The sequence below is a fragment of the Luteibacter sp. SG786 genome (assembly GCF_011759605.1).
Taxonomy (GTDB): Bacteria; Pseudomonadota; Gammaproteobacteria; order Xanthomonadales; family Rhodanobacteraceae; genus Luteibacter.
In genome coordinates this window covers 926,481-937,555 of sequence record NZ_JAAOYX010000001.1, presented here as the reverse complement: position 1 = coordinate 937,555, position 11,075 = coordinate 926,481, and the positions used below count along the sequence as shown (strand labels likewise).

9 protein-coding genes and 2 tRNA genes are annotated in these 11,075 nt (G+C 65.6%); 2 read left to right on the top strand and 9 right to left on the bottom strand.

From position 1 onward, the window contains the following. Positions 1-146: 146 nt before the first annotated feature. From dnaQ to FHS47_RS04095, 3 genes are read right to left on the bottom strand one after another with little or no spacing between them, the layout of a single operon-like run. A complete protein-coding gene (gene dnaQ, locus FHS47_RS04105; protein WP_167023304.1) occupies positions 147-869 on the bottom strand; it encodes a DNA polymerase III subunit epsilon in 723 nt (240 codons plus the stop codon). Beyond that, complete coding sequence (gene rnhA / locus FHS47_RS04100; protein WP_167023301.1) at positions 866-1,321, bottom strand: ribonuclease HI; 456 nt, start codon at positions 1,319-1,321, stop codon at positions 866-868. The genes dnaQ and rnhA overlap by 4 nt, the downstream gene beginning before the upstream one ends. A gap of 8 nt (positions 1,322-1,329) precedes the next feature. Continuing rightward, positions 1,330-2,022 (bottom strand): methyltransferase domain-containing protein, encoded by a 693-nt coding sequence (locus FHS47_RS04095; RefSeq protein WP_167023298.1) that lies wholly within the window; start codon positions 2,020-2,022, stop codon positions 1,330-1,332. A 162-nt stretch (positions 2,023-2,184) separates the two neighbouring features. Between FHS47_RS04095 and gloB the strand changes: the two genes are divergently transcribed. Further along, on the top strand, positions 2,185-2,952 hold the full coding sequence (gloB, locus tag FHS47_RS04090; RefSeq protein ID WP_167023295.1) for a hydroxyacylglutathione hydrolase: 768 nt from the start codon (positions 2,185-2,187) through the stop codon (positions 2,950-2,952). After that, complete coding sequence (locus FHS47_RS04085) at positions 2,949-4,217, top strand: transglycosylase SLT domain-containing protein (RefSeq protein ID WP_167023292.1); 1,269 nt, start codon at positions 2,949-2,951, stop codon at positions 4,215-4,217. The genes gloB and FHS47_RS04085 overlap by 4 nt, the downstream gene beginning before the upstream one ends. A 54-nt stretch (positions 4,218-4,271) precedes the next feature. On the opposite strand, the gene fabV is transcribed toward FHS47_RS04085, so the two are convergent. The 6 genes from fabV to lon form a co-directional block, all read right to left on the bottom strand. After that, positions 4,272-5,477 (bottom strand): enoyl-ACP reductase FabV, encoded by a 1,206-nt coding sequence (gene fabV / locus FHS47_RS04080; RefSeq protein WP_167023289.1) that lies wholly within the window; start codon positions 5,475-5,477, stop codon positions 4,272-4,274. 220 nt (positions 5,478-5,697) lie between these two features. Beyond that, positions 5,698-7,608, bottom strand: a complete 1,911-nt coding sequence (locus FHS47_RS04075) for a SurA N-terminal domain-containing protein (protein WP_167023286.1) — start codon at positions 7,606-7,608, stop codon at positions 5,698-5,700. A gap of 85 nt (positions 7,609-7,693) precedes the next feature. Further along, positions 7,694-7,770 (bottom strand) — tRNA-Asp (locus tag FHS47_RS04070). A gap of 9 nt (positions 7,771-7,779) precedes the next feature. Further along, positions 7,780-7,854: transfer RNA gene (locus tag FHS47_RS04065), tRNA-Val, on the bottom strand. 16 nt (positions 7,855-7,870) lie between these two features. Then, a complete protein-coding gene (locus FHS47_RS04060; protein WP_072321387.1) occupies positions 7,871-8,143 on the bottom strand; it encodes an HU family DNA-binding protein in 273 nt (90 codons plus the stop codon). Between the two features lie 335 nt (positions 8,144-8,478). Continuing rightward, the gene (lon, locus tag FHS47_RS04055; protein WP_167023284.1) at positions 8,479-10,986 is read right to left on the bottom strand and encodes an endopeptidase La; all 2,508 of its coding nucleotides are present in this window, start codon (positions 10,984-10,986) and stop codon (positions 8,479-8,481) included. Between the last annotated feature and the right edge of the window lie 89 nt (positions 10,987-11,075).

Below are 11,075 nucleotides of genomic sequence, written 5' to 3'. Positions count from 1 at the left end.
AGGGGAAACGGTTCGTCGCACTCTCCGGGTGCGATGGCTCAAGCCGAACCGGGGCGCCCGTAAACATCGTGCGCCCGCAAGTCGCTGGGTCCCTGCCTTCGCAGGGACGACGGTCAGGGGGCCTCGTCCTGAGCCATGCCGTAGGATCAGTGAACCGTTTCCGATTCCAACCGACGCCAGATGCTCTGCCCACCCGCCGCCTTGTCGATAGCGTCGAGGCGCTGCGCATGCAATGCAAGCTCCTGGTCGGTGGCGCGCAGCACGATCGGCCGCCGGGAGATGACGATGTCGCCGAGGATGTTCGCGCCGCGGTCGTCGGCTGAGGCGTCGAAGGCGAAGTCCAGCGCCACCTGGCCCGACGTCATCGCGATATAGACGTCCGCCAGCAGCTGGGCGTCGAGCAGGCCGCCGTGCAGGTCGCGGTGCGTGTTGTCCACGCCCAGGCGTTTGCACAGCGCGTCGAGGCTGTTGCGCTGGCCCGGATACATGGCGCGTGCCATCAGCAGCGTATCGAGCACGGTGGCGTAGTCGGTCACCTGACCGTAGTGCGCGCCCGCCAGTTTGAGTTCGGCATTGATGAATCCCACGTCGAACGCGGCGTTGTGGATGATCAACTCAGCGCCGCGAATGAAGTCGAGGAACTCGTCCACCTTGTCGCGGAAGAACGGCTTGTCGAGCAGAAACTCGTCCTGGATGCCGGTGACTTCCCGCGCGCCTTCGTCGATGGCGCGCTCGGGGTTGAGATAGGTGTGGAACGTGCGCCCGGTGGGGCGGCGACCGATCATCTCGACCGCGCCGATTTCGATGAGGCGATGACCGAGATGCGCTTCGAGGCCCGTGGTTTCCGTATCGAGCACGATCTGCCTCATGCCACCTTCCCTTTCGCCTTGTAGATGAGTGCCTGGTCGCGCGCGGCGACGTCGACGCGTTCGTTCTCCACGTGGCCATTGTGGCCCTTCACCCATTCCCAGGTGACGGTGTGCGCGGCGGCGGCCTCGTCGAGGCGGATCCAGAGATCCTGGTTTTTCACCGGCTTCTTGTCGGCCGTCTTCCAGCCGTTGCGGCGCCACTTGGGCACCCATTCCTGCACGCCCTGCATCACGTATTTCGAATCGGTCATGAGGTGCACGTTGCAACGGCGGGTCAGCGCTTCGAGCGCGGAGATGGCCGCCATCATTTCCATGCGGTTGTTCGTGGTTTCGGCTTCGCCGCCGGAGAGCATCTTCTCGATGCCCTTGGCGCGAAGCAGCGCGGCCCAGCCACCCGGCCCGGGGTTGCCGAGGCATGCGCCATCGGTGAACGCTTCAACGGTATCTGTCATGGACTACTTCAGGTGATCGATTCGCGGGCATTGCGGCGCGCTCCCGAAGCCAGCGTCCCGGGAATGGGCGCGGGCACGGCGGCGACACGGGGCCGCAAGGGTACCGCCGCGGGACGTTTTTTGCGCGCCACGAGCATGTACCCGCCACCTACCAGCGATTCGCCGACGGCGGCACCGCCCGCGCGTGGCCAGGCACTGCCCACCCGCCGCGGCATCGACAGCTCGAATTCGTCGCGCACGAGGCGCTGGCTCCACCACCACGGCCAGGTGAGGCGCGGCCGCACGCCCCGGCTCTGTTTCGCCACCCAGGGCGACCACAGTCCGAGGGGATGGATACCGGTGATGGCCAGCATGCCGCCGGGCGCCAGCACCCGGATGGCTTCGTCCAGGAGGTTGTCCTGGCGCGCCGTGGTTTCGAGGGCATGGCGCAGCAGCACCACACCGAAGGCCTCGTCGGCGAACGGGAGCGCCTCCAGGCCGCTCGCCAGGACATCGCCACCCAGGGCCGCCCCCGACACCCGGAGCGTGGCCCAGTGGCCCAGCAGCGGGATGGCGGGCGGCTCGCCCTGCGCCGCGGCGGTGAGGTGCAGGCCATGCTCGCCCGTGCACCGCGTCAGCAGGGGCGCCAGGGCGCGCGCCTCGTCGGCCAGCAGCTTGCCGACCTGGGGCGTGGCGTAAATGTCCGGGGAGAACGGGGCCATGGGCTTGCAGTCTAACGGGTCGGAGGGCCCGGAAGCGGTTAATGAGATCCTAACGAGTGAGATATACCCGGCTGATATAGTCCGGCCGCCCCGCCCGGTTTGCACCTCCCCGGCGGCCACTCTTGGGTGTTCGCGCCCTACCGACGTCACGGAGTCAGCCCGATGCATTGGGTCCCCGTCGCGGCCTTGAGCGACAACTACATCTGGCTGGTCGCCGACGACGATGGCAATGCCTTCGTCGTGGATCCCGGTGAAGCCGCCCCCGTCGAAGCCGCGCTGGCCAAGCGCGGCTGGACGCTCACGGCCATCCTTCTTACGCACCACCACAACGACCACATCGGCGGCGTGTTCGACCTCGTGCGCGAGCACGACGTGGAAGTGATCGCGCCGCTCGATCCGCGCATCCCGTACAAGACCCAGATCGTCGACGACGGCGACACGGTCACGCTGGATGCGCCAAAGGCCTCCTTCAAGGTCATCGGCGTGCCGGGCCACACCCGTTCGCACGTCGCGTACGCCGGCGAAGGCTTCCTGTTCTGCGGCGACACGCTTTTCAGCGCCGGTTGCGGCCGCCTCTTCGAAGGCACGCCCGAGCAGATGCTGGCCTCGCTCGACCGCTTCGCCGACCTGCCGGCCGACACCCTGGTCTGCTGCGCGCACGAATACACCGCGGCGAACATCCGTTTCGCGCTGAGCGTCGATCCGGACAACCCGGACCTGCGCCGCCGCTCGGACGAGGTCACGCGCCTTCGCGCGGAGGGCCAGCCCAGCGTGCCTACGCGCCTTGCCGACGAATACGCAAGCAACCCCTTCCTGCGCGTGGACAGCGATGCCGTGGCCCGCTGGGTTCGGGCCCAGGGCAACAACCACGCCTCACGAGTGGAGCGCTTCGCCGCGTTGCGGCAAGCCAAGGACACGTTTACCGCATGAACGCACTTCACCGCCGCCTCCTGCCTACCCTGATCCCCCTGTTCCTGACCGCCTGCGCGGGCGGCGTACCGAAGCCGGTGCCACAGCAGCCCGCCCCGACGGTTGCGCCGGTGGCCCCGGTGGACGACGTGGCCGTGGCGCCGCAACTGCTGCGTCCGGCACAGCCGGCCGACTTCTGGTCGGACATGCGCGACACGTTCGCGCTTCCCGGCTGCGAAGCCGATCCGCAGGTGCTCGCCTGGGCGCGCACGTACACGAAGCAGCCGAATCGCTTCGAGCAGAACGTGAACGAAGTGCTTCCGCTTATCGCGTACGCGCACAAGTCGGCGGTGAAGCATGGCGTGGCCGGCGAGTTCGCGCTGCTGCCCTGGGTGGAAAGCCAATATCGCCACGTGCCGGGGAAGAAGAACCGGCCGGCGGGCATGTGGCAGATCATGCCGCAGACGGCCCGCACGCTCGGGCTGCGCGTGGAAAAAAACTACGACGAACGGCTGGACATCACCAAGTCCACCGAATCGGTCATGAACATGATGCGCCGCTACTACGACGACCTGGGCGACTGGCGCCTGGTCGACGTCGCGTACAACGCGGGCGAGTTCGGGCTGAAGAAGAAGCTCGACAAACACGGCGGCCCCACGAACGACGACGGCCTCCCCGACGTGCCGATGAAGGCCGGCACGAAGGAACACCTGGTGAAGCTCATGGCCATCGCGTGCATCGTGCGCGACCCTGCGCGCTTCAACGTGTCGTTGCCTAAGCGCGACTCGGAGAATGCCTTGCAGGTGGTGCAGGTATCGAGCCCGCAGTCGCTCGCGCAGGCGGCGAAGCAGTCCGGCCTGTCCATGGACAACCTGCGCGACTTCAATCCGGCCTATCGCACGAACAAGGGCACGGTCAGTTCCAGTCTGCTGTTGCCGAAGTCGGCGGCGGACCAATACAAGCTCGGCCCGGTCGCATCGGTGGACACTCCCGACGCCGTTGCCGAGGTAGCGGACGAAGCGGCCGCCTCGCTGCCAGCCGCCACTTCGGCGCGCGGCAAGACCAAGAGCAAGAACACCGTCGTCAAGACGGCGAAGAAGCCCACGAAGAAATCCGCGGGCCACGACGAGCCGCAGATCGTGTTCCACAAGGTCAACAACGGCGAATCGCTCTGGTCGATCGCGCGCCGTCACCAGGTGAGCGTGGAACAGCTGATGAAGTGGAACGACCTGCAGACCCAGGCGGTGAAGCCGGGCCAGGTGTTGAAACTCTCGGCCTCGCGCTGATCCTGTCACGGCCGTGCCGCACGTGCGTGCGGCACGGCGTTGTGAGCCCGTCGCTTAAAGCTGCACCACGTCCCACTGCACGTCCGGATTCACGTCGGCGTCGTAATCGACACCTTTCGCCTCGAACCCGAACAGCTTGATGAAGTCGTGCTTGTAGCCGGCGTAATCGGTCACCTGCCAGAGGTTTTCCGTGGTGACGGTGGGCCAGAGGGCCTTGCACTCGCCCTGCACGTCGTCACGCAGCTCCCAGTCGTCGAGGCGCACGCGCCCTTCCGCGTCGGTGTCCGGCGCCTTACCGTCCGCACGGTACAGGCGGTCGTGGAAAAGCCGGTTGATCTGCTCGATGGTGCCTTCGTGGATGCCCTTGGCCTTCATGATCTTGAACACCATGGAGACATAAAGCGGAATCACCGGAATGGCGGAACTGGCCTGGGTCACCACCGACTTCATCACACCCACGTAGGAACGCAGCCCCTTGGCGGCGTAACGCTCGCGAAGTTCCTTTGCGGTGCGGTCGAGATGCTGCTTGGCCTGCCCCAGCGTGCCGTGCCAGTAGATGGGCCAGGTGATCTCGGTGCCGACGTAGCTGTACGCGATGGTGGTGGCGCTGTCAGCGAGCACGCCCGCTTCGCTGAGCGCATCCATCCACAGCGCCCAGTCCTCGCCACCCATGACAGTGACGGTGTCCTTGATTTCCTGTTCCGTGGCCGGTTCCACCGAGGCCTGCACCACGGCGTCCTTGTTCGTGTCGACGGACGACGCGGTGAACGTTTCGCCGATGGTCTTCAGCGCGGACCGAACGACTTCGCCGGTCTTAGGCAGCTTGCGCACGGGCGAGGCCAGCGAATAGACCACCAGGTCCACCTTGCCGCCCATCTCGTTACGGATGATGTCGATCGCGCGGGCGCGGGTTTCGTCGGCGAAGGCGTCGCCGTTGATGGAGCGGCTGAACAAGCCCGCCTCCCGAGCCAGGCGGTCGAACGCGGCCGAGTTGTACCAGCCGGCCGTGCCTGTCTTCGCCTCGCTCGACGGCTTCTCGAAGAACACGCCGAGGGTGGCCGCGCCATGGCCGAAGGCGGCCGTGATGCGCGAGGCCAGGCCGTAGCCGGTGGACGCGCCGATGACCAGCACGTTCTTCGGGCCGTCGGCGAAGGCACCGCTGGCCTTCGTGATGGCGATCTGTTCTTCGACGTTCTTCGCGCAGCCCACCGGATGAGCGGTGGTGCAGATGAAGCCACGGACCTTGGGCTGGATGATCACGGGGTGTCCCTTTGACGCAGTGAGACGCGTATTGTAATCGGCCCGGCCGTCCATGCGCTTCCGCACGGACGACGAGCCCTTGTGGGAGCCGCTTCAGCGGCGATGGGTGCTTGGGGCAGGTTGCCCGCTGTCGCGGGATCGCCGGCAGAGCCGGCTCCCACAAACGCAAAAAACCCCTCCGGAGAGGGGTTCTTGTCTTCCTGAAAACCGTTGAACGAGCTTACATGCGGTCCTGGGCGATCTTGATCTCACCCTTGGCCTTCAGGGCCTCGATGTATTCCATCGTGGCCGCCTGGGCCATGGCGTCCATCATCTGGCCGCGCAGGGCGTCGCGCTGCGCCTTCTCCACCTTCGACGGATCGCCGTCGACCACCTTGTCCACGGCCACCAGGGCGTAGGCGCCGTTGTCCGTTTTCACGGTGGTCCAGCTCGGCTTGCCGTCGACCGGGTGCGGAAGCGTGAACGCCTGCCGCAGGATGGCCGGAGGCACGTCGGTGAGGGTGCCGAGCTTACTGCGATCGACGCCGGCGAGCGTGCGCACCGGCGCCTTCGCGAGGGCCGCCACGTCGCCGCCCTTGGCGAGTTCGCCGGCGATCTTGTCGGCGTTCTGCTTAGCGAGCGTGTCGACGCGCTCATCGAGGATGCGCTGGCGAATCGCGTCGGTGACGTCGGCAAGTGCCTTCGGCGCCGCCGGGTTGTGCTTGGCGAGGTGCATGACCACCGCGTCGCCCTTGCCGACCTGCACCAGGGACGAGTTGTTGCCCTGATTCAGCACGTCGTCCGCGAACGCCGCCTGCACGAACTTCGGATCGGCCGGGATACCCTGCCCCCCGTCGCGGCCGAACAGCGGCGATGTCTTGATGTCCAGGCCGAGTTCCTTGGCGGCGGGCTCGAGCGAACCCGGGTTGCGCTCCGACAGATCGGCGAGCTGGCCCGCACGCTCGTTGTACAGGCGCTCGCCTTCGTTCTTCGCCCAATCCTCGGCAAGCTGACCGCGCACCTCGGCGAACGGCTTGGCATCGCCGTCGCGCGCGTCGCGCAGCCAGATGATGTGGTAGCCCTCTTCCGGCGACAGCACGGGCTCCTTGGTGATCTCACCCTTCTTCATGCTGAAGAGCGCGGTGTCGAAGGCGGCGTTGGCGACGCCCTTCTCCAGCCAGCCGAGGTCGCCGCCCGTACGCTTGGAACCCAGGTCGTCGGAGTTCTCGGCAGCAAGCTTGGCGAAGTTCTCCGGCGTGGCTTCCGCGGCGATCTTCTTTGCTTTCTCGAGCGCGGCCTTCTGCTGCTCGGGCGTGGCGTTCTTGGGCACGTTCACGAGGATGTGCGACGCCTCGCGCTGCTCCGGCTGAGCGTAACGCTGCTTGAACTTGTCGTAGTACGCGTGGAGCTGCTCGTCGGTGGGTTCGCCCACCTTGAGGTCGGCCTGCTTCACTTCGAGGTACTGCACCGACACCTGCTCCGGCGTGGTGTAGTCGGCGATGTGCGACTTGTAGAACGCCTCGATCTCGGCATCCGGCACGTTGGCGTCGGTGAGCGAGGGGCGCGGCAGTTCGACGAAACGCAGGTCGCGCTGCTGCAGACGCAGGCGGAAGAAGGCGTCGACGTCGGCGTCGCTGACGAGGGTGGTGCTCGAAATGGCCTGGGGAATGAGCTGCGTGGCCAGCGAGCTACGGACGCGCGCTTCGTACATGCCCGGGCTCATGCCCTGCATGGCGAGCACGGCGCGATACGTTTCGGGGCTGAACTGGCCGTTGACCTGGAAGCCCGGATCGCTGCCGATCGCCGCACGAACGCTGGCGTCGGACACCGTGAGGCCGAGGTCGGTATTGGCCTGCTGCAACAGGGCCTGGCTGATCATGCCGTCGAGCACGCGCTGCTTGAGCTCGGGCTTTTCGAGGTCGGCCGCCGTGAACGGCGAGTTCGGATCCTGCGCGGCCTGCTGACGCAGTTCGTTGAGGCGCTGCTGCCAATCCTGCTGCGAGATCTCGTGCTCGCCGACTTTCGCGACGTACGTGTCCACGTGCGAGACGAAGTACGACTCGATGCCGAAGAACGCGACGGCGAAAACCGAGACGCCGAGGACGATGGCGGCGGGCCAGCCATGGATCTTGTTACGCAGGGCTTGCAGCATGATGCGACTCGCGAAGGTTGCGCCGGCAAACCCTTGCCGGCGGTAGATAAAACAAAGGCGCCACGCGGGCGCCTTTGCGGACCAATGGCGGAGTGGACGGGACTCGAACCCGCGACCTCCGGCGTGACAGGCCAGCATTCTAACCGACTGAACTACCACTCCACTTCCGTCTGGTGGGTGCTGAGGGGATCGAACCCCCGACCAGCGCCGTGTAAAGGCGACGCTCTACCGCTGAGCTAAGCACCCTCGACGGTAAGACCGTTTAGTTTACGTGATCCTTGAGCGCCTTGCCAGCCGTGAAGGCCGGGACCTTCGAGGCCGGGATCTTGATCTCTTCGTTCGTGCGCGGGTTGCGGCCGGTACGGGCAGCGCGGCTGCGCACCTTGAAGGTGCCGAAGCCCACGACGGCGACATCGTCACCCTTCTTCAGGGCGTCCTTGACGGCTTCGATGAGGCCCTGCAGCGCGCGGCCGGCATCGGCCTTCGACAGTTCGGCCTTTTCGGCGATGGCGTCGATAAGCTCGGATTTATTCATTACGTAACTCCCTTCAAAGGTAATTCGAATCGCCGGACGGCGATCCTTCACGAGAAGACGTCAGGCTGCGATTGCTACCTTTCGGTAACGAATACGGCAACCCCGCGATCCAGGGCGCCGTTGCGGCGCGGCGATGGCGGTGTGGCCTTTATACCAGCGCCCCCCCACCATCGCAATACAAGCAATACCAAGGCTTTCAGCACATGTGCATCGTCCAGGGAGGGTTGCGCGCAAGGCAAAAAACGATTATCGCGAAGTGTCGATGACAGGACGACGAAAACGAAAAGGGCGCACCGGAGTGCGCCCTTGTTCGCGTCATGGAACGATGGAAGGGATCAATGCGTGAGCGACGGCGACGATTTTCCCTTGCCCCGCTTGCCCTGCGCACGCGGCACTTCCACCGCGTTGCCGTTCTCGTCCGTCTTCTTGAGGCCCAACGGCCGTTCGAGGGCGAGGTCGAGCACCTCGTCGATCCACTTCACCGGATGGATATCGAGCGAGTCAGTGATGTTATCCGGGATGTCCACCAGGTCCTTCTTGTTTTCATCGGGGATGATCACCGTGGTAATGCCACCGCGGTGCGCCGCGAGCAGCTTCTCCTTGAGTCCGCCGATCGGCAGCACGCGGCCACGCAGCGTGATCTCGCCCGTCATCGCGACCTCGGAGCGCACCGGCACCTTGGTAAGCGCCGAGACGAGCGCCGTGCACATCGCGATACCCGCGCTGGGACCGTCCTTCGGCGTGGCACCCTCGGGCACGTGGATGTGGATGTCGAGCTTCTCGTGGAAGTCCGGCTCGATACCCAGCGCCGCCGCCCTCGCCCGGACGACGCTGAGCGCCGCCTGGATCGATTCCTTCATGACGTCGCCCAACTGGCCCGTGTGGACCAGGCGGCCCTTGCCGGGGACCACAGAGGCCTCGATGCTGAGGAGGTCGCCGCCCACCTGCGTCCAGGCAAGGCCCGTAACCAGACCCACCTCGTTCTGCTGTTCCGCCCGACCGAAGTCGAAGCGGCGCACGCCCAGGTAATGGTCGAGGTTCTCGCCGTCCACGCGCACGCGCCCCGGAGCCGCGACCTTGCCCTTGGCGGCCTTCGTGGCCTTGGCGGATTTGGCCTTGGCCTTTTCGGGCACCGTGCCGAGCGCCAGCTCCTTCACCACCTTGCGGCAGATCTTCGAGATCTCGCGTTCGAGGTTGCGCACGCCGGACTCGCGCGTGTAGTAGCGCACGATGTCGCGCAAGGCGTCCTCGCCCACTTCCAGTTCGTCCGCCTTCAGGCCATTTGCCTTCAGCTGCTTGGGCAGGAGGTACTTCTGCGCGATGTTGAGCTTCTCGTCTTCGGTGTAACCCGGGATGCGGATCACTTCCATGCGATCAAGCAGCGGGCCCGGAATGTTGAGCGAGTTCGCAGTGGCGATCCACATCACTTCCGACAGATCGAGATCGACCTCGAGGTAGTGGTCGTTGAACGCGTTGTTCTGTTCCGGATCGAGCACTTCGAGCAGCGCCGACGACGGGTCGCCACGGAAGTCCATCGACATCTTGTCGATCTCGTCGAGGACGAACAGCGGGTTCTTCGTGCCGACCTTGTTGAGGTTCTGCACGATGCGGCCCGGCATCGAGCCGATGTACGTGCGGCGATGGCCGCGAATCTCGGCTTCGTCGCGCACACCGCCGAGGCTCATGCGCACGAACTTGCGGTTCGTCGCCTTCGCGATCGACTGGCCGAGTGAAGTCTTGCCCACGCCGGGCGGACCGACGAGGCACAGAATGGGGCCCTTCATCGTGTTCACGCGCTGCTGCACGGCGAGGTATTCGAGGATGCGCTCCTTCACCTTCTCAAGGCCGAAGTGGTCGGCGTCGAGGGTTTCCTGCGCCAGCGCGAGGTCCTTGCGCACCTTGCTGCGCTTCTTCCACGGCACGCCCACCACCCAGTCGAGGTAGTTGCGCACGACGGTGGCTTCCGCGGACATCGGCGACATCTGCTTCAGCTTGTTGAATTCCTGGCGCGCCTTCGCGAGCACGGCGGGAGGCATGCCGGCGCCGTCGATCTTCTTTTGCAGTTCCTCGATTTCGTTCGCGCCCTCCTCGCCCTCACCCAGTTCCTTCTGGATGGCCTTCATCTGCTCGTTGAGGTAGTACTCGCGCTGGCTCTTCTCCATCTGCGACTTCACGCGGCCGCGGATGCGCTTCTCGACCTGCTGGAGGTCCATCTCGCCGTCGACGAGGCCGATGAGCAGTTCCAGGCGCTGGCCGACGTCGGCCGTTTCGAGCACGCGCTGCTTGTCGGCCATGCGCACGGACAGGTGCGCGGCGATGGAATCCGCCAGGCGCGACGGGTCGTCGATGCCCGAGAGAGTGGCAAGGATTTCCGGAGGCAGCTTGCGGCTTTGCTTCACCAGTTGCTCGAACAGCGACACCAGCGAGCGCGACACGACGTCCAGCTCGCGTTCGTTGTTGCTGTATACGGGCTCGATGATGCGGGCGCGCCCGCTCATCATGCCGGCGTCGTCTTCGAACGCGTCGATCTGCACGCGCGACTGGCCCTCGACCAGCACCTTCACGGTGCCGTCGGGGAGCTTCAGCAGCTGCAGCACGCCCGCCAGGGTGCCTACGGAATGCAGGTCGCCGATGGCCGGGTCGTCGATGTCCGGGCTCTTCTGCGCCACGAGCAGGATCTGCCGTTCGCCTTCCATCGCCCGTTCCAGCGCGCGCATGGATTTGTCACGCCCGACGAAGAGCGGTATGACCATGTGCGGGTAAACGACGACGTCGCGCAAGGGCAGGACCGGCAGGAGGTCGAGCTCGGCTCCACTCGTGGTTTGTCTGCGAATCTTCGCCATGTGATTGGGGTTTCCCTCAGATGTGTGGGGCGCAGCTCGACACTGCGCCGGAGCCGCCATACACGTCAAGTGGTGGTGCGGAAACGATC